Origin of the sequence: Acinetobacter sp. Ag2 (assembly GCF_001005515.1) — a bacterium.
GTDB lineage: Bacteria > Pseudomonadota > Gammaproteobacteria > Pseudomonadales > Moraxellaceae > Acinetobacter > Acinetobacter bereziniae.
The window spans coordinates 18,759-38,502 of record NZ_LBNA01000031.1 but is presented as its reverse complement, the minus strand read 5'-3'; the positions used below and the strand labels follow the sequence as shown (position 1 = coordinate 38,502).

Annotated in this window: 18 protein-coding genes; 9 read left to right on the top strand and 9 right to left on the bottom strand. The window is 37.6% G+C overall.

Annotated features, from left to right (window positions below; all coding sequences use genetic code 11):
• Positions 1 to 34 precede the first annotated feature (34 nt).
• Positions 35 to 370: a helix-turn-helix domain-containing protein gene (locus tag AAV97_RS03500; RefSeq protein ID WP_004831035.1), complete on the bottom strand. Its 336-nt coding sequence runs from the start codon at positions 368 to 370 to the stop codon at positions 35 to 37.
• A gap of 41 nt (positions 371 to 411) precedes the next feature.
• Between AAV97_RS03500 and AAV97_RS03495 the strand changes: the two genes are divergently transcribed.
• Positions 412 to 927 carry a hypothetical protein gene (locus AAV97_RS03495; RefSeq protein WP_227561582.1) on the top strand — a complete coding sequence of 172 codons (516 nt, stop codon included), beginning with the start codon at positions 412 to 414 and terminating at the stop codon, positions 925 to 927.
• Positions 928 to 1,049: 122 nt separating this feature from the next.
• On the opposite strand, the gene AAV97_RS03490 is transcribed toward AAV97_RS03495, so the two are convergent.
• The 6 genes from AAV97_RS03490 to AAV97_RS03465 all read right to left on the bottom strand — a co-directional run bounded on the left by AAV97_RS03490 (position 1,050) and on the right by AAV97_RS03465 (position 7,646).
• Positions 1,050 to 1,550 (bottom strand): hypothetical protein, encoded by a 501-nt coding sequence (locus tag AAV97_RS03490; protein WP_004831038.1) that lies wholly within the window; start codon positions 1,548 to 1,550, stop codon positions 1,050 to 1,052.
• Positions 1,551 to 1,713: 163 nt separating this feature from the next.
• On the bottom strand, positions 1,714 to 4,353 hold the full coding sequence (locus AAV97_RS03485; protein ID WP_046759826.1) for a bifunctional aconitate hydratase 2/2-methylisocitrate dehydratase: 2,640 nt from the start codon (positions 4,351 to 4,353) through the stop codon (positions 1,714 to 1,716).
• A 357-nt stretch (positions 4,354 to 4,710) separates the two neighbouring features.
• Positions 4,711 to 4,980 (bottom strand): hypothetical protein, encoded by a 270-nt coding sequence (locus tag AAV97_RS03480; protein WP_046759825.1) that lies wholly within the window; start codon positions 4,978 to 4,980, stop codon positions 4,711 to 4,713.
• 167 nt (positions 4,981 to 5,147) lie between these two features.
• Positions 5,148 to 6,368, bottom strand: coding sequence for an SEL1-like repeat protein (locus tag AAV97_RS03475; protein ID WP_046759824.1), 1,221 nt, complete (start codon positions 6,366 to 6,368; stop codon positions 5,148 to 5,150).
• Positions 6,369 to 6,437: 69 nt separating this feature from the next.
• Positions 6,438 to 6,812: a hypothetical protein gene (locus AAV97_RS03470; RefSeq protein ID WP_004831043.1), complete on the bottom strand. Its 375-nt coding sequence runs from the start codon at positions 6,810 to 6,812 to the stop codon at positions 6,438 to 6,440.
• A 69-nt stretch (positions 6,813 to 6,881) separates the two neighbouring features.
• Positions 6,882 to 7,646 carry a glutathione S-transferase family protein gene (locus AAV97_RS03465; protein WP_004831044.1) on the bottom strand — a complete coding sequence of 255 codons (765 nt, stop codon included), beginning with the start codon at positions 7,644 to 7,646 and terminating at the stop codon, positions 6,882 to 6,884.
• 397 nt (positions 7,647 to 8,043) lie between these two features.
• On the opposite strand from AAV97_RS03465, the gene AAV97_RS03460 reads away from it, so the two are divergent.
• The 8 genes from AAV97_RS03460 (at position 8,044) to ychF (ending at position 16,804) form a co-directional block, all read left to right on the top strand.
• On the top strand, positions 8,044 to 9,249 hold the full coding sequence (locus AAV97_RS03460; protein ID WP_046759823.1) for an SfnB family sulfur acquisition oxidoreductase: 1,206 nt from the start codon (positions 8,044 to 8,046) through the stop codon (positions 9,247 to 9,249).
• 34 nt (positions 9,250 to 9,283) lie between these two features.
• A complete protein-coding gene (locus AAV97_RS03455) occupies positions 9,284 to 10,516 on the top strand; it encodes an SfnB family sulfur acquisition oxidoreductase (protein ID WP_046759822.1) in 1,233 nt (410 codons plus the stop codon).
• Positions 10,516 to 11,949, top strand: a complete 1,434-nt coding sequence (locus AAV97_RS03450) for an LLM class flavin-dependent oxidoreductase (RefSeq protein ID WP_046759821.1) — start codon at positions 10,516 to 10,518, stop codon at positions 11,947 to 11,949. Before AAV97_RS03455 ends, AAV97_RS03450 begins: the two co-directional genes overlap by 1 nt.
• Before the next feature lie 39 nt (positions 11,950 to 11,988).
• Entirely contained in the window at positions 11,989 to 12,870 is an 882-nt protein-coding gene (locus AAV97_RS03445) for a MetQ/NlpA family ABC transporter substrate-binding protein (RefSeq protein ID WP_046759820.1), read from the top strand.
• 10 nt (positions 12,871 to 12,880) lie between these two features.
• Entirely contained in the window at positions 12,881 to 13,717 is an 837-nt protein-coding gene (locus AAV97_RS03440; RefSeq protein ID WP_009586578.1) for a MetQ/NlpA family ABC transporter substrate-binding protein, read from the top strand.
• A gap of 11 nt (positions 13,718 to 13,728) precedes the next feature.
• A complete protein-coding gene (locus AAV97_RS03435; protein WP_046759819.1) occupies positions 13,729 to 14,799 on the top strand; it encodes a methionine ABC transporter ATP-binding protein in 1,071 nt (356 codons plus the stop codon).
• Positions 14,780 to 15,439 carry a methionine ABC transporter permease gene (locus AAV97_RS03430; protein WP_004831051.1) on the top strand — a complete coding sequence of 220 codons (660 nt, stop codon included), beginning with the start codon at positions 14,780 to 14,782 and terminating at the stop codon, positions 15,437 to 15,439. Before AAV97_RS03435 ends, AAV97_RS03430 begins: the two co-directional genes overlap by 20 nt.
• A 273-nt stretch (positions 15,440 to 15,712) precedes the next feature.
• Entirely contained in the window at positions 15,713 to 16,804 is a 1,092-nt protein-coding gene (ychF, locus tag AAV97_RS03425) for a redox-regulated ATPase YchF (RefSeq protein WP_004831052.1), read from the top strand.
• A 150-nt stretch (positions 16,805 to 16,954) separates the two neighbouring features.
• On the opposite strand, the gene AAV97_RS03420 is transcribed toward ychF, so the two are convergent.
• Together AAV97_RS03420 and AAV97_RS03415 are read right to left on the bottom strand one after the other, a co-directional pair.
• The gene (locus AAV97_RS03420; RefSeq protein ID WP_046759818.1) at positions 16,955 to 18,697 is read right to left on the bottom strand and encodes an esterase/lipase family protein; all 1,743 of its coding nucleotides are present in this window, start codon (positions 18,695 to 18,697) and stop codon (positions 16,955 to 16,957) included.
• Positions 18,690 to 19,739, bottom strand: coding sequence for a T6SS immunity protein Tli4 family protein (locus tag AAV97_RS03415; protein WP_046759817.1), 1,050 nt, complete (start codon positions 19,737 to 19,739; stop codon positions 18,690 to 18,692). Before AAV97_RS03415 ends, AAV97_RS03420 begins: the two co-directional genes overlap by 8 nt.
• Positions 19,740 to 19,744 lie beyond the last annotated feature (5 nt).

Below are 19,744 nucleotides of genomic sequence, written 5' to 3'. Positions count from 1 at the left end.
AATTTGAATGTAATAATTTACTTATAAAAATAGATTACGATGATTTATTTTGAATCAAACTATATATCAGTTGTTTTAAGTTATCTTGAATATCTTTGGGTAATTGTATAAATAAAGCATCGATAGGCATCTTATCCCAATTTTCTGAGACATTCTCTTGCTCATCTAAACTCTCAGCCAATAAGAATAGCTGTGCGACAGAACAATTAAAAGCTTCCGCAAGGTACTGGAGTATTGCAGGACTGTACCCTTGATTACCATTCTCAAGATTGGAAATGTTACTTTTTGAAGTATTGGAAAAATCGGCTAATTGCTGTTGAGTCCAGCCCTTCCGTTTTCGCAAATAACGTATTGCATGACCTATATCCATTCCTTGATATTAGCTTAACAAAGTATCCTAAGCGTATTGCAATGCAATATATTGTGCATCAAAAGTATTGTTTTACAAAACAAGAGTTTTGCAATACAATACCCACTCATTCACTAAAATTTAGAAAAATGATGAAGCATTCAAATATTGTTAAAAATATTTCTACAGATTTAGCCGATGTTATTATTATCATTCAAACAGCACTTGAAAATTATTTAATTGATTTAAGTATAAAAGTAGTGAATAAAGAAGAGCTTGATTATTTTTGTACAGCATTATTATTTACCATTTGTTCAAATAGTATCAGTGATACGAATAAGCAATTTGTATTAACTCAATTTGAAAATCCAGAATATGCAGATATTAAGATTGATTATTATTCTCAATATTTTAATCAAAATACAACCTTATTTATAGATGATCAACAGATCTACCCTATGCTATTAGCATTTTTTGACTCTATCAATACGGATTTTAACCCACTGAATATTAATCCGATTATTGTTATTTTGAATTTTAAAAAGATGATGATGAATATTATAAAAAAGTATAGTTAACGATTTTCATTCGAATCGATGAAACTGATTATTTCATATTTGAAATAGAATATTTGATATCTCAAATAGTTATAGATTAATTATAATAAGGTACATTTTACACTTAATATTTTAAAAAAATTTTATACCCCAAAATGTAAAACATATAATTGTCCATTTGAATCAATGACTTTTTTAAAACATTCAGCTATTTTTTTAAATTGATCGATAATATCATCTCGTTGATAGGTTAATTTTTCTTGTTTTAAACTATTTCTGACAATTCGACATTCCTTACTTTCACTAAACGGATCTTCATCATCTGCAAGTTGATAAGAATAACCACCATTTAGTTTTAAAGTTTCTGTTGAGAGTTTAAGAATATCCACGATATGTACAAATAAATCATATGCTTGTTGAGCCCCATCAATGTCAATAATAGTTACACCATAAAGATTTAATCCCATATGTCTTATTTCCATCGATGGATTATAAGCAGGTATCCATTGTAAAAAATCATAAAAATACAGAATAAGATCATCATGAATTGAAACATCATAAGGTACTTTATTTATTACATTCATATAATCTTGATATGTATATATTTCTTTATTTGAAACAACAAAATCGTGAACTAGAGCCATTTTTCACCTTTTTATACAAGATTTATGCAATTTTTTTAATCTCATTGTCTAAACTGTTCTTCTCATTCTATTTAAGTCAATCATATCTATAAGCGCTTATATAAACTAAGGGCTGATTAATCAGCCCTTAGTTTTAACTCAATTTAATTTATTTTTCAATAGATTAGCTTAATTGAGCAGCAGCAATTTTCTTAGTATCAATGTCTTTAGCAGCATCTGTATACTCGCCCATCTTATCGAAGTTCAAGTATTGATAGATGTCAGCAGACATGCTGTCGATTTGAGCAGCATATTGTTGATACTCTTCTGGAGAAGGTAATTTACCCAATACCGCAGCAACAGATGCAAGCTCAGCAGAAGCTAAGTAAACATTTGCACCTTGACCTAAACGGTTCGGGAAGTTACGTGTAGAAGTCGATACACAAGTCGTGTTCGGAGCTACACGTGCTTGGTTACCCATACATAATGAACAGCCAGGCATTTCAGTACGCGCGCCAGCTTTACCATAGATGTTATAGAAACCTTCTTCCATCAATTGATGCTCGTCCATACGTGTTGGTGGAGCCAACCATAAACGAGTAGACAATGAACCACCAGGTACTTTATCAAGTAATTTACCAGCAGCACGGAAGTGACCAATGTTAGTCATACACGAACCAACGAATACTTCGTCAATCTTAACGCCTTGAACGTCAGAAAGAAGTTTAGCGTCATCTGGATCGTTCGGGCAGCAAAGAACAGGTTCTTTAATGTCAGCAAGATCAATTTCATACACTTTCGTATATTCAGCATCGGCATCAGCTTTAAGAAGTGATGGATTCGCTAACCATTTTTCCATGTTCTCAACACGGCGCGCCATAGTACGTGCATCGCCATAACCTTGAGAAATCATCCACTTCAACATCGTGATGTTAGAGTTCAAGTATTCAGCAACTTTCGCTTCAGAAAGCGTGATTGAACAACCAGCAGCAGAACGTTCAGCAGAAGCATCAGAAAGTTCGAATGCTTGTTCTACAGTTAAGTCAGTTTCCATTTCTGTTAAGTCGATTTCTAAGATACGACCAGAGAAAATGTTTTTCTTACCTTTTTTCTCTACAGTTAAGTCACCAGCTTGGATTGCATAGTAAGGAATCGCATGTACAAGGTCACGTAGCGTGATACCAGGTTGCATTTTACCTTTGAACTTAACAAGCACTGATTCAGGCATATCAAGTGGCATAACACCCGTTGCAGCAGCGAAAGCGACTAGACCAGAACCTGCAGGGAAAGAAATACCGATTGGGAAACGAGTATGTGAGTCACCACCAGTACCAACAGTATCTGGAAGAAGCATACGGTTTAACCAAGAGTGAATAATACCGTCACCTGGGCGTAAAGAAACACCACCACGGTTCATGATGAAATCAGGAAGCGTGTGTTGCATTTGAACGTCAACTGGTTTTGGATATGCCGCAGTGTGACAGAAAGATTGCATGACGAGGTCAGCAGAGAAACCTAGGCAAGCCAAGTCTTTCAATTCGTCACGTGTCATCGGACCTGTTGTATCTTGAGAACCAACAGTAGTCATCTTAGGTTCACAGTAAGTACCTGGGCGAACACCTTGACCTTCAGGAAGACCACAAGCGCGACCAACCATTTTTTGAGCTTGAGTAAAGCCTTTACCTGTATTCTCAGGTTGAACTGGAGTACGGAATAAAGTTGAAGGAGCAAGACCGAGAGCTTCACGTGCTTTCGCAGTCAAACCACGACCCACGATCAAGTTGATACGACCACCAGCACGTACTTCGTCTAGAAGAACTGGCGTTTTCAACTCAGATTCAGCAATTTGCTCACCCGCTTTGAACGCAGTAACTTTTGCAGCAGCATGATCAATCTTAAGAACGATTTCATCGCCCATGTTCATGTTAGCAACATCAATCTCTACAGGTAATGCACCAGCATCTTCCATAGTGTTGAAGAAAATTGGTGCGATTTTAGAACCTAAGCAGTAACCACCGTCTTTTTTGTTCGGAATGTGAGCAATGTCATCACCAAAGAACCAAAGCACAGAGTTTGTAGCAGACTTACGAGAAGAACCTGTACCGACAACATCACCAACATAAGCAACTTGATTGCCTTTCGCAATAAGTTCTTTAATTTGGTTGAGTGGACCAACTTCACCCGGAACTTCTGGGTTAATACCATCACGAACGTTTTTCAACATTGCATTGGCATGTAATGGAATATCTGGACGGCTCCAAGCATCTTGCGCTGGAGACAAATCATCAGTATTTGTTTCGCCAGTAACTTTAAAAACAGTCAGTTTGATTTCTTCAGGAACATCTTTACGGCTAGTGAACCACTCAGCATCAGCCCAAGATTGCATCACTGCTTTCGCATTTACATTACCCGCTTTCGCTTTATCAGCAACATCATGGAATGCATCAAATACAAGAAGTGTTTTCTTCAATGCTTCTGCAGCTAATTCAGCAAGTGCTGCATCATCAAGCAATTCAACCAAAGGAGCTACGTTGTAACCACCAAGCATAGTACCTAGTAAGTAAACCGCGCGTTCTCTAGAAACTAATGGAGAAGTCGTTTCACCTTTAGCCACAGCAGTTAAGAATGCTGCTTTTACATAGGCTGCTTGGTCAACACCTGCTGGAACACGGTTTTCAAGCAAATCTACTAAAAATGCTTCTTCGCCTGCTGGTGGATTTTTTAATAATTCAACCAAGTCAGCAGTTTGAGCATCGTCAAGTGGCTTCGGTGGGACTCCGAGTGCGGCACGTTCTGCAACGTGTTGGCGGTAAGCTTCTAGCACGGTGTTATTCCTCTTTTTAAAAATTTACCTGTGAATTCCTGCTTATAAAAGCTTCACAGGCAATATGGACTGTCAAATTTTACTAAAAATCAAGCCAAAAGTTAATGCAAAGAGCGTATTAATTCGTGATGCCCATTATTTTATAAATAAATACTCATCACTTTTCTGCGCAGCTGAGTCTGTATTTGCATCGATTTTGCATTTAACGCTATTTTTTAGAACAGGCACAAAAAATTATAAAAAAATAATTTTGTAAAATACTGACTTCAAAAAGTCTTTTACATTCACTTGAGCTTGTTTCATACATAAAAAAGGCAACTGATGTTGCCTTTTTTTGCAGCTTAAGTACATTCCACCTTAGTGGACTGTTGTACTGTTTGTATATTTTTGAAATTCTGTTCGACAGCCTTCGAATTTCATCTGAACCTCATCCTCATGCAACATGACATGATCAGCACAAGCAAAAGAAATTTTGACTTGATATAATTTTGCTTGTTCATCGATAAGGTCTCGGAAAAAAACTTGATCGCCTAAACTCAGTACATAATGGCTTCCACTAATCACAGCCACACCTTGTTCATCTTCTAAGAGCAAATCGGCATTATGCAAATATGCAACAACTTCCATGGCACACTCCTCGACTTTTTTTGTTTTCTATTTCTATATTTTATATATGCTTTTCAATTTTTATGCTAATCATTTTTTGTGACGAGCTGTGTGAAATACAACCATATTTCTGATAACTCAAGCTAAAAAAGACCGTCATTAGACGGTCTATATAAAGTCTGGCTAAATTAAGATATAGGACACTCAAAAGCATGCATATATTGACCATTCACCATCCGTGATTCTAATTTACACAAGTCATATTCTTTCATGGTATCTAGATCCAGCATATAACCCGCTTTTTGAGCTTTGAGCATCGCTTCTAATGCTTTGTTTTCATCTCTTTTTACACCTTTACCACGATAGTAAGCATCGCCCAAAAATAAATTCGCGCTCATATCTCCAGCTTGTTCAGCTTTGGAAAAATAATCAAAGGCTTTTTTAGCATCTTTTTTGACATATTCGCCTTTAGCATAAATCAGTCCCAAATTAATCGCCGACTGCACGCTACCACGTTCACTTGCTTGATCCAACATTTGGATACCCTTTTGAACGTCTCTTTTAGTACCTACAGCTTGATAATACATCCAACCAAGATTACCCAACGCGTCCACATCGTTACGTTGTGCAGCTCGCTCAGTCCATTTAAAAGCCAATTCAGGGTTTTGTTCAACATATTCATTCTCGGAGCCATATAAACCACCAAGAATAGCTTGTGCTTTAACATCTCCCTGTTCTGCGGAAAGTGTCAGAAAATTAATACCTGCTTTAATATTTTGTGGAACAACATCTCCTTTATATAGCATTTCCCCGTACATTTTTTGGGCAATCGCTAATCCACCTTCCGCAGATTTTTTTAAATACACGATTGCCTTATCTGTATCTTGTTGTACCCCTATACCTTGTGCATAGGCTGAAGCTAAATTAAAAGCACCAGTAGTGTCACCATGGTCAGCAGCATAAGTCAATAATTCTGCAGCTTTCTTCTCATCTTTAGCAACAGCATCACCACGCGCATATAATGTAGCAAGATTGACATAAGCAAATATTTCACCTTTATCCTTAGCTTTATTTAAAAACGCTACTGCTTTTTGGTTGTCTTGAGTTACACCATCACCTTTGTAATATAACCAGCCCATCGCATTCAAAGCCAAAGGATAATCCTGTTGAACAGCTTGATTGAGATAGCGTAGTGCTAGGGCTGGATCTTGGTTTTTATAAAACAAAAAAAGTTGGTATTGCGCCTTGGCTTGCCCCTTGTCTGCTTGCGTTTTTAGTTGTGCAATATCAGGCTTGATTGCTTGAACTTGTTTTGTCACGGTTTTGCTTTCTTCAGCTTGACTCATGACTGAAAAAGCCAAGAAAAATGAAAGTAAAGAAATTTTTGATATAGATCGTTTATTAGACATGGTTAAACTCAGTGTTCATTGACTATAATTATTAGAAAGGATGTAATTTAAATGATAAAAAACCGTTCCTTAGAACGGTTTATAATCTGGCATTTTTTTCGGGTCATGTGGTGTATTGACACATTGTTCATACGCTTCATTTTTAAATTTTGCTTGGATTGCATCTTTATCTGCTTTTAATTCAGCATCAGGCAATGCATAAACTTTTTCCAAATACTCTAGTACAAAACCTTTCGTGGTTGGATCAGTCACTTTATTGGCATATTCAAGTGCTTCTTTCTTGGTAATACCATTTTGACGATCTAAAGTAATTGAACGTGCTGCATTACCAATACTGGTGCAATAACCTTTCCAAATTTCTTCAGGCGTTGCAGGTTTTTTTTCAGCACAACCGACCATCAATAAAACAGTGCTTAGCGCACCCAAAATTATGAATTTCTGCATTAAAAAATCTCCAATTCATGACTATGATACTGAATTTTTCAATAAATTGGAGGCTTTATTCATTTGAAATTACATTCCACGCCAATCTACACGTGCATTGCGTTCAGTGGCATAAATTCTTTTCACATACTGACCAAGCGGTAACTCAAGTAAATATTGGCTAAAATCTACAAACTCCTGAGAAATATGCTCAGCATACTCCTTTTCCCATGGTGTTGAGTCGAGCTCTAATAACGGCGCTAACATGGCACATACTGAAATATCAGCCAAACTAAAACGATCGCCAACAAAATAGCGACAACCATTTTCAATCAAAGTTTTATTTAAACTGGCTATGGTCAAGTCAAGATTATATTTAGACTCTTCTACCTTTTCTTGATCAAGTTGATAACTTTTAGAAACCAAGGTTTTGAGTATAGGTTTTGAAATCTTTTCAAACTGACGTAAATAGCCTTTTTCGCCAATCATAATTTCTAAAGGCTCATCACCTTCTGCCAATGCATGAGCCAATCCCCAACGGCGCACGTGTATACCCAATTCATTGGCAATTTGATCAATTTCAAGTGTTTCAGCCCGCCATTTAGGGTCAATACGAATTAAGCGATGTTCAGGGTACATTTCATCAAGATACAAGGCGATTTGCGTAGAGCCAGCAATAAACTGTTCACCATCTTTTAAAATGGGTAATTTATTTTGTCCGGTTTTTAACTGTGCAAAAGCACGATGTACGCCTGGTATTAAATTCTGCGCAACAAAATCCAATTCTTTATGATCGAGCAACCAACGTGCTTTTTCACAGTAATGTGAGAGTGGGAATTGGTACAACGTACGCATGTAATCTCCAAATTTTTTTTTTAATTAAAGGCTTAGCCAACCTAAAACAATAGGATTCAATCCTGAGCAATTCTCTGTACTTTAGACACTCATTGCTTGAATTACAATGTACTTTTTACATCAATCGCTCGTCATATGACCCAATGCTTATTCAACGGTTATATCTGTTTCTTTAGTCTTTATTCAGCTTTTGAATAAAGACACAGGAATAGATTAAAAAACAATCTTATAAATTACAAATTAAATGTTATATTTCAATTACTTATATTATCTTATTTTTTAAAATACTATGCTTTTTTTCTATTTAAGATAATTTTTCATAAATTAAGCAGAATACTTCGTTTAATTTTTCTCACAATATTGCTTAGCGTTTTGGTATCTATAGAAAGGTGCCGATATGTCTAGTTTGAATTCTTCTACCTCAGCCACAGTGATCCAAAATGATCAACAGGCGATTAATGCAGCTTACCAAGTTGCTGATTTTGCTTTGGTAGAACGAAATATACGTGATCAACAACGAATTTTACCTGTTGATGTCATCCAAGAATTAAGCCACAAAGGATTAGGTGGTATCCGTATTGCAAAAAAATACGGTGGTGCTCAAGTTTCCAATAAAACGCTGGCACATGTTTTCCGCATTTTATCTAAGGCAGATGCCAGTGTTGGTCAGATTCCCCAGAACCAATTTGGTTTGTTAAATGCTATCGAAAACATTGCCAGTGAATCACAAAAACAATTTATTTATGCTGAGATTTTAAAAGGTAAACGTCTTGCCAACGGTGGTCCTGAACGCAACAGCAAAGATACCAAAACGATAGAAACGCGCTTAGATCAGGTAAATGGTCAATATATTTTGAATGGCGAGAAATTTTATTCAACAGGTTCATCATTTGCAGATTGGCTCGCAATACGTGCAATCCATCCATTGGGACATACTGTTCTCACCATTATCAATGCCCAAGCTCAAGGTGTCGAAATAGCAAATGATTGGGATGGTTTTGGTCAACGCACCACTGCAAGTGGTACTGTCCGTTTAAAAAATGTGGTGGTCAGCCCTGAACTAATCATGGATGAAAAGCCACTTGCGGATGCCTCAAAGTATCGTGGTGCTTACTCTCAACTGATTCAAGTCGCCATAGATGTGGGAATTGCTGAAGCAGCTTTTGCCGATACATTGTCTGCAATCCATAAAGCTCGTCCAATCGTAGATGCAAATGTCGAAAAAGCCAGTTTTGAAGCTTATACATTACAAGAAGTCGGCAAGCTCAATATTTTACTGGATGCGGCCATTTTACTCTTAGACGAAGCTGCCGAATATTTAGATCAGTTAGATGCCCAAGACATCGTCACACCAGAACAAGCCAGTAAAGCATCCATTATTGTGGCTGAGGCAAAAGTATATGCCAATGATGCTGCATTACAGATTTCTGAAAAACTTCTTGAATTGGGCGGTAGCCGTTCTAGTTTATCTATTCATAACCTTGATCAACATTGGCGAAATGCTCGTGTACATACCTTACATGACCCTGTTCGTTGGAAATTACATGCCATCGGCAACTACTACTTAAATGGCACACAAGATCAACGGCATGCTTGGATTTAAGTGGTAATTCAAAACATTCATTCAGGGGAAATATATGAGCACTTATCAAAATATCAGTAAAACATTAGATCATCCAAATCACGCATTCGCCAAAGCACATATCATTAAAAGTGATGCAGAAGCCTTAGAGATTGCAGAAAAACTAAGCCAACAATTTAAGCAAGATGCGATTTTACGTGACGCTGAACGTCTGTTACCTTTTGAAGAAATTGAGGCTTTCAGTCAGTCAGGATTGTGGGCAATCACTGTACCAAAACAATATGGGGGTGCTGAGGTATCCAGCCATACTGTTGCCAAAGTCATTGCTTTGTTCAGTGGTGTGGATGGCTCTATCGGTCAAATTCCACAAAACCATTTTTATGCTTTAGAAGTATTACGCAATACAGGTACAGCACAACAACAACAAAAGCTTTATCAGGAAGTGCTTGAAGGTGCTCGCTTTGGTAATGCTTTGGCAGAATTTAAAACCAAAACGGCAGCACAAAAACATACCCAAATCAGTCAAACTGAACATGGCTATGTGGTCAATGGTGAAAAATTTTATTGCACTGGTAGCCTTTTTGCACATCGTATCCCGACATTGGTACGAGATGCTGAGGATCGTGAATATCTGGCTTTTATTTCAGCAGATGCTCAAGGTTTACAACGAATCAATGATTGGTCTGGTTTTGGGCAAAAAACAACGGGCAGTGGTACGGTCAAATTTAATCAAGTTTTTGTTGAATCTGAAAATGTTATTCGTTTTGACACTGCCTTCTCAGAACCAACCTTAGTTGGTCCATTTGCGCAAATCATGCATGCAGCGATAGAGACTGGGATTGCTCGTGCAGCATTTGAAGAAACCATTGAGCGTATAAAAAAAGCACGTGCGTGGATTGATGCCAATGTAGAACGTGCCGATCAAGATCCTCTAACGATTTTCGAATTAGGACGTATAGCTGCTGATGTACGTGCAAGTGAAGTTTTATTGAAACAAGCTGCTCAATCAATTGACCAAGCCAAGCCTCATCCCACAGAAGAAAACATTGCCAAAGCATCGATTGATGTTGCAAAAGTCCGAGCACATAGTACTGAAACCGCTTTAAAAGCATCCTCAAAATTAATTGAACTTGCAGGAAGTCGTGGAAGCCAACGTGCAGATGGTTTAGATCGATACTGGCGCAATGCACGCGTACACACTTTACATGATGCATCACGTTGGAAATATTTCTTTATTGGAAACTATGTCCTCAACAACATCCTTCCACCACGCAGAGGGACATTGTAATGACAAATACATTTCAAAAAGCAGCCAATAAAAAGAAAATCTTACTGAATGCCTTCGATATGAACAGTGTTGGTCATATTAATCATGGTTTGTGGACGCATCCTCGTGATGAATCACATCGTTTTAATGAGCTGAATTACTGGACAGACCTAGCCAAAACATTAGAACAAGGTTTATTTGATGGCTTATTTATTGCTGATATTACGGGGGTCTATGATGTGTATCAGAATGGAATAGATTTAACCTTAAAAGAATCTATTCAATTGCCAAGTCATGATCCCTCTACCCTGATTTCTGCAATGGCAGCAGTGACTCAAAATCTAGGTTTTGGCGTCACCGTGAATTTAAGTTATGAAACGCCTTACCAATTTGCACGGCGTTTCGCGAGTTTAGATCATCTCACACAAGGTCGTATTGGCTGGAATATTGTGACCGGTTATTTAGACAGTGCTGAGCGTTTAATTGGGCAAAAAGGTCTAAAAGATCATGACTTACGTTATGAACAAGCTGAAGAGTTTTTAGAGCTGTGCTATAAGTTTTGGGAAGGCTCTTGGGAAAATGATGCCATACAGAAAGACAGGCAAAAGCGTATTTTTACCGATCCCAAAAAAGTACATCAGATCAATCATCATGGTCGCTTTTATCAAAGTCAGGGTGTATTTCAAGTTTCACCTTCTCCACAACGTACTCCTGTCCTGTTCCAAGCGGGTGCTTCTCCACGTGGTCTAGCGTTCTCGACTCGACATGCTGAATGTGTATTTATTGGTGGTGATCAACCTGCAAAGATCAAACAGCAAGTGGATAAAATTCGTGAACTGGCAATACAACAAGGGCGTGATCCGCAAGACATTAAAATCTTTGTCGGCATTACTGTTGTCACTGCGGAGACAGATCAACTGGCACAACAAAAGTTAGCTGAATATGCCAGTTATGCAAGCCCCGAAGCAGGTCTAGCACATTACTCCAGCTCAGTCGGCATTGACCTTTCACAATATGCAGATGATGAAGCCATTCCTTATCGTCAAACCAACAGTATTGCTTCAGTCAACAATAAGTTTAAAGAAAATAAGATCACACCAAATGATCTTAAAGCACAACACCAATTGGGTGGACGTTATCCATTGATTGTCGGAAGTGGCGAAACCATTGCAGAAAAACTGATTCAACTATTAGATGAAACAGGAATTGATGGTTTTAATCTCACCCGTACTGTAGCACCAGAATCCCATCAAGACTTTATCAAATGGGTCATTCCACAACTGCAACAACGTGGTCGGTTTAAAACGCAATATGAGAATGGCACTTTACGCAACAAAATCTTTAAACAGGGTGATTATTTAAATCAACAACATCCTGCTTCTGCTTTTCGATGTCAAAACTCAAAACATAACAACAGCATCGAAATAGACAACCTACATCCACAAACTGTCTAAACATCATTGATTTAAATTATTGACTTTAAGGGGTGTCACATGACACAAACAAACTTGCCAACCAATGGCAATCCATCTCCAAGAAACACGACCAAGAATAAATTTATTTTACTCGGCGTGATTGTTATTGCGGTGATTGCAGGACTTTTTTATTGGAACCAACATAAAAAAACAGGTTCAGCAGAAATCACGATCGGTATTAGTCCACCATTCGCTAAGCCCTTGCTCGTTGCAGCAGAAGAAGCAAAGAAACAAGGTATTCGCATTAAGCTGGTTGAATTCTCTGACTGGAATACACCCAATATTACCTTGAATCATGGTGATATAGATGCAAACTACTTCCAGCATCAGCCATTTCTAAGCAATGCGTTAAAAGAAACAGGCTTCAAACTCAAGCCGATTGCAACAGGTGTGGCAACGCATGTTGGTTTATATTCTAAAAAATATGATTCCTTGGCAGCAGTACCTAACAATGCACGTGTGGTTATCCCCAATGACCCTGTAAACCAAGGTCGTGCCCTATTACTTTTACAGCAAGCCAAGCTGATTAGCTTAAAAGATCCAAATAATCATTTATCCAACTTACAAGACATTACGGCGAATCCAAAGAATTTTAAATTTATTGAAGTTGAAGGACCGCAGACTGCGCGTGCGGTAGATGATGCAGATTTGGTATTTAGTTATCCGCTCTATTTACGTTTGGCAAAAACCATCGATCCCAATAAAGCATTATTACTTGATGATAATACCAATACTCGTTATGCGATTTTGTTTGTGGTCAAAGATGACTATGAACAACAACATCCTGACAAGGCAAAAAAACTCAAAGAATTCATTAAGATTTATCAAACTTCTGACAAAGTCAAACAAGCTTTAAACGATGATATTGGTGAAAACTTATGGTTCGCAGGTTGGAAATAAGGAAACGTTTATGTCTCAAATTTCCAAACTTAGTCATAAAAATCTATGGATTGGTCTTGCTGTTGTGGTCATTATATTCGGACTATTTGGCTATCGATATGTACAAAATCAGCAAAAAGAAAATGTTTTAACCATTGGTATCAGTCCTCCCTATGCAGAACTACTCCAAACAGTTGCCAATGAGGTCGAGAAAGATGGCATTCATGTCAAACTGGTTGAATTCTCAGATTGGCAAGCGCCCAATGTTGCGGTTCAAAACCGTGACATTGATGCTAACTTTTTTCAGCAAAGCGTCTTTTTAAAAAATGCCATTAAACAAACCAACTATGACTTACATGCTTTCGGCACTGGAAGCGGGAGTCATGTTGGTCTGTACTCGAAACAGTACAAGTCTTTAGATGCGTTGCCACAGCATGCGCGTGTAGTGATTCCTAGTGATCCCGTAAATTCTGCACGTGCCTTAATTCTGCTCCATCGTGCTGGGCTGATTCAGATCAAAGATATCAATAACGAACTTTCAACTTTACAGGATATTGTTTCAAACCCTAAGCAATTGAAGTTTATAGAAGTTGAAGGTCCTCAAACGGCGTTAGCATACGATGATGCGGACCTCATCTTTGGTTTTCCTCATTACCTCAATATGGCAAAAAAAGCAGACCCACATAGCGCACTGTTTTTAGATCCGATTGATAAAAAATACGCCATCCTTTTTGTCACACGTCGTGACTATCAAGATAAAAACCAAAAGTTAGAGAAATTTATTCAAGCTTTCCAAAACTCACAGCAAGTTCGAGATATTTTAGATAAAGATTTCGGCAAAGATATGTGGTTTGCAGGCTGGAAATAAGGAGCATAAAAATGGTGAGTTTCGGTTCACAGGTTGACTTTTCAGTCCCTCATATCAAAATCCGTGATTTAAATAAGTTTTATGCAGGGCAAGACCAAAAAATTCATGCACTGAAAAATATCAATCTAGATATTCCTCAAGGCAAAATTTTCGGCATCATCGGCAAAAGTGGTGCAGGTAAGTCTTCTTTACTTCGAACATTGAATGGTCTGGAAAGTATTTCTGAAGGAAGCATCCATATCCATCAACAGAATTTGGCTGAATTGAGCCATGCAGAATTGATTCAAACACGTCAAAGAATTGGCATGATCTTTCAACATTTTAATTTAATGTCCGCGAAGACTGTTTGGGACAATGTGGCATTGCCCTTGAAAATCGCCCAAGTCGATAAAGCCGAAATCGAAACACGCGTCAACGAAGTTTTAGCGCTGGTTGGATTAAGCAATAAAGCCTATAACTACCCTTCACAATTATCTGGTGGTCAAAAACAACGTGTTGGCATCGCCCGTGCATTGGTGCATCATCCTGAAATTTTACTTTGTGATGAAGCAACATCCGCACTTGATCCTGAAAGCACTTCAGTTGTTTTGTCTTTATTGAAAAAAATCAACCGTGAATTAGGTATCACCATTGTTTTAATTACCCATGAAATGCAAGTGATTCGTGAAATTTGCGATCAAGTGGTGGTGATTGAACATGGAGAAATCGTTGAATCAGGTCAAGTCTGGTCTGTGTTCTCTAAACCTGAGCAAAAAATTACCCAAGAATTGTTAAACTTAGAGCAACTTGATTTACCTTTTAGTCTTGTTGATGAACCTCAATCTGATTCAACACATAGTATTTTAAAACTACGCTACGAAACAGATCCTAAAAACTCTCCAGATCTAGTACAGGTTTTTCAAGCATTTGAAGCATCTGTTCATTTATATCAAAGCCATATCGACAGTATCCAAAATCACTTGATTGGTACATTGATTGTAGGTACTGCGCAAATCGATCTAGACCTTGCCGCATTGCAAGAAAAACTAAAACTTCATATTGCACAAATAGAGGTACTGGGCTATGCAAGACCAACTCATTGATTTATTGATCACAGGGACAATTGACACCCTACTAATGGTGGGTGTTTCTGCTTTTATTGCCTTTTTAATTGGATTACCTCTCGCAGTTGTGTTGGTAAATACATCGGAGCAAGGGATTTACCCCTCTAAAAAGATCAATCATGCTTTAGGCACAGTGATCAATATTACCCGCTCTGTTCCCTTTCTTATTTTGATGGTTGCACTTATTCCTTTAACCCGTTGGATTGTTGGAACAAGTTATGGGGTATGGGCTGCTGTTGTTCCATTGACGTTAGCGGCAACTCCATTTTTTGCTCGTATCGCTGAAGTAAGTTTACGTGAGGTTGATCAAGGCTTAATTGAAGCAGCACAAGCGATGGGCTGTAACCGTAAACAGATCGTTTGGCATGTGCTTTTACCTGAAGCATTACCAGGAATCGTAGCAGGTTTTACGGTTACGATTGTCACCATGATTAACTCGTCAGCGATTGCTGGTGCAATTGGTGCAGGTGGATTGGGTGATATTGCATACCGCTATGGTTATCAGCGTTTTGATATGCAAATGATGTTTGCTGTGATCGTGGTTTTAGTTGCGTTGGTCATGCTTGTTCAGGCATTTGGTGACAGTCTGGCAAATCAATTGGATAAACGGAAGATTTAAAGAATGATTGATCATTTTTGAAACTATGCTGGTTGTATATGGCGTGTAGAGGTACAACTGTACCTCTGATTCGATTGAACATAAATTCATTGCATCTATACGTTGATAAGCTGATTGTTTTGCTCAATAAAAACTCGATTTATAATTAAAAAACAACCACAGCTATAAATAGACATGATCTGTTTAAAAACTTATAGCGCGTAGACCTGACTTTGTCATGGCTTTCATGTAAAATCACTGGCAATTTTTATATAACACTTTGTGAGTCTTTTCATGGGTTTTAATTGCGGTATTGTCGGCTTGCCGAACGTGGGTAAATCTACTCTTTTCAATGCATTGACTAAAGCTGCTATTGCTGCGGAAAACTTCCCATTTTGTACGATTGAACCGAATACAGGTATTGTTCCAGTACCAGATCCACGTTTAGACAAATTGACTGCGATTGTAAAACCGCAACGTGTCATTCCAACAACAATGGAATTCGTTGATATTGCAGGCTTGGTTGCAGGTGCGTCTAAAGGTGAAGGTTTAGGTAACCAATTTCTTGCAAACATCCGTGAAACTGATGCGATTGCACACGTTGTTCGTTGTTTTGAAGATGAAAACGTCATCCATGTAAATGGTAAAATTGATCCATTAGATGATATTGCAACGATCAATACTGAACTTGCTCTTGCTGACTTGGAAACCGTCACTAAAGCAGTTACTCGTTTAGCAAAATCAGCAAAAGGTGGCGACAAAGAAGCTGTTGCAACTAAAGCGGTGCTCGACAAAATCTTACCATTGCTTGATGAAGGTAAACCTGCACGTGCTGCTGATTTAGATGATGATGAGCGTAAGCTTGTTCGTGGTTTTGGTTTAATGACTTTAAAACCAACCATGTATATTGCAAACGTTGCAGAAGATGGGTTTGAAAACAATCCACATCTTGAAGCTGTGAAAAAGTTAGCTGCTGAAGAAAATGCAATTGTTGTTCCACTTTGCAACCAAATCGAAGCTGAAATTTCACTTTTAGATGATGAAGATCGTGCAGAATTTCTTGAAGCCTTAGGCATGGAAGAACCAGGTCTTAACGTGGTGATCCGTGCAGGTTATAGCTTATTGGGCTTACAAACTTACTTCACCGCTGGTGTACAAGAAGTTCGTGCTTGGACTGTAAAAGTGGGTGCAACTGCTCCTCAAGCGGCTGGTGTAATTCACACTGACTTTGAAAAAGGCTTCATCCGTGCAGAATGTATTGCTTATGATGACTTCATTCAATTCAATGGTGAAAATGGTGCAAAAGAAGCAGGTAAATGGCGTTTAGAAGGTAAAACATACATCGTTCAAGATGGTGATGTATTGCACTTCCGTTTTAACGTTTAAAACGCTTTAATACCTTGATTAAACAGGTTGAAGCTATCTTCAACCTGTTTTTTATTGCTTCAACTTTCATCAAGTTCTGTGATGATCATTTCAAAATGCATATAAAGATATTTAATCTTTCTTTATCGTGATTCAGACCTATAAGAATATTCATCGATTTCTAGGTTGAATATTGTTGTCTTTAATAATCTTAACAATTGAATATAAGACACTTCTTCTCACATGGAGGTCACCATAACTACCTTGATGATCAAAGCCTTCCATTTGAAATACTTGTTTGATCCCATTGTGTTTAGTTGGTGATATTGGAGCAACACCTGAAAAAAATGGAACCGTTCCATCCCCATATAAATTCTTATTGGAAATCGTAAATTTTCCATATTTTCCACTGGCTAAGCGAATATATCTAAACCCATTGTTTGGAATAAAATTTTTATCTAAGTACTCTTTCCTTTCCTTTTTGTCTTTGATCTGCTTCATCTGTGCAAGCACTTGGTTATTTTTATTTTCAATTTCCTGACCATTCACACGTGGTAAGGTTTGTAGTTGGCTTTGGTTTAAACCTGTTAAAGGTCGATCTAGACTCCAGTGTAGTGTACCGTAAGTCAAGTTTTTGGGGTCAGCACCAAAATGCACATAGGTATGGGGATGGTAATGTGTTGCAATAGATTTATGAAATTTTTGTACTCCATCAATTAAGAATTCAAAATTCTCTCTCGCTGTTTTCCTAGGATATTTTCTATCAAGTGGATTAATCAGTTCATCTTTGACCATTTCCCACCAGACATTGTGGGCTTTATAGATTTCTTTATAAGGATCGGCTTTGGGCAAATTGACAACATGGATGGTGCCTTTTTCATCGGTACCCCGTAAACTCAACCAAAATGGCGTTGTTGTTTTGTCTTTTTTGATAATACGATAGTCTTTACTGGGTAAAAGCTCTAAGCCACCTTGAGAGTTCGATAAAACAGCAGTTACATGTTCTGTATTTTTCCCTAAAACCAATCCTGCTAAGACATCTTTTACGCCACTTCCTTCAATCGAACCTGCAACCAAGCGACGATAAACAGCAGGTGCACCCACACTAGGCATCACCCCATGGATAATCCCTGCAATATCTTCCCCCATTTTTGTGGATAAGCTTCGCCCTACTAAACCGCCCATCGAATGGGTGATGACAATAAATTTATGAAAATTCTTACCATATTTGGCTTTTATACTTTTCATTGTCTTTACAAGGTCATCTGCTGACAGTGCATTGGACTGAAGCCAATTGTAGCCCAGTGCATAAACAGGAAAATTAAATTTTTTGAGCTTTTCAATATCAGTCTTATCTATACTTTCAAAGCTAGTTTGCGGGTGCCATGTCTGTTTCTCATTTGCACCTAATAAACTCAACCAATCAGGCGTGTATTTATCATCTTGAGTCACTAGTTGGTAAGCACGTCGACTTTCCAGCCAATTTTTTTCAGTTGCCTCAAAACGTATATTGGCAAGCGCCCCTTCAAAAAACATCAAGGTAGGTCCATAACTTTCCCAATGTACTGTTCCCCATAGTCTCTTTTTCGCTTCTTCAGTGGTGACTTTTGCTCTTGGGTCGATATATAAATCACCTGTTGGATCCACTTCGGTTTCTTCTGCATCCAATTCTCTTTGCAATTGGGCTGGAAGCTTTTGAGATTGGTTATAGACTGTTTTCGCTGCACCAGCATAATTACCTATACGCCAAACAGGCTCTTTGCTTTTTTTATTTCTTAAATTTGACCCCATAATTCCTGGAATAAAGATAATAGGAATGGTATCTGGCTTGGGAATTTCTACCAATGTTCCTGTTTTATTGCTACTTGGACTGGTTGCTGAAGTCGCCAGAATGTTATTGTTTTTTTCAATCATCTGATTTTCCTTGATTAAATGGCGAAATTTTTATGTTATTTAAAACAAAATCATTCAGTTGAAGGATTTGTTTCTGGCTTATTGATGAGTTTTCTTTATCGATAGAGTCCCTCACTCCTTTTAATCCGACATAAATATAAGAATCTTTAGGATTATCTAAAGTTCCTAAATATTGCCATACACCAGATTCAAAGCCTCGACCAAAGCTTAAACTTGGCTGATAATGAGTAAGAACTTCTTCACCTTTTAGTCCATTAATTTCTCTGGATCCAGATCGAATATCACTGACTTTAAATACTCTTTTAAGTTCTTCTGGTATTTGTTCCCTATTTTTCTGAATCATTTGTATAATTGGTGTGTCAGACTCATCTCTTGCCCTGTTTTCAATATTCATCATCACTTCTGGATAAGAAGGAAAAAATAAAAAAGCTTCGCTTAAAAAGAAGCGATTTTCAGTCATATCATCTGCAATAAAGTAATCTTTCCAGCATAAGCCTGCCTGATTTGGACCTTTGGATGGTTTTAATTTAAAGTTTTTAATGATGTTTTCAGCACTTATCAAGCCATCATCTAACTTCTTATTTCCCGCCTGACTTTTGATTTTAATTAATTTTCGATTTAAATAAATATACGCATCTATATTAAATAAAACATCAGTGTACTCAGTAGGTCTATAAACAATAATATGGCTAATTGATCTTTGATTAAGCTTTAAACTGCCCATTTTTTCAAACTTAAGCAAGCTTCCTTCAGTTTCATGCTGTTGTTTCTTTAAGTTTTCAATGTTATCTTTGATAAATTGATCATACTGATCAAGGGTTGTTACATCTTCGACAATTTCAAAATCACTTCCATCAAATGAAAATGTACCGAATTTAACATCAGTTTCTTTCGGGACGGTAAATTCAATACGACCCAAACAAATATTTTTTGTATCTTTGAAATTAATCATGTTATTTTTTTCATCCTCACCTTGAAATTTTGAACAAGATGTTCCAAGTAACGTTAAAGACAGCAGCAGTAAAATCTTGGTTTTTTTCATTCGAA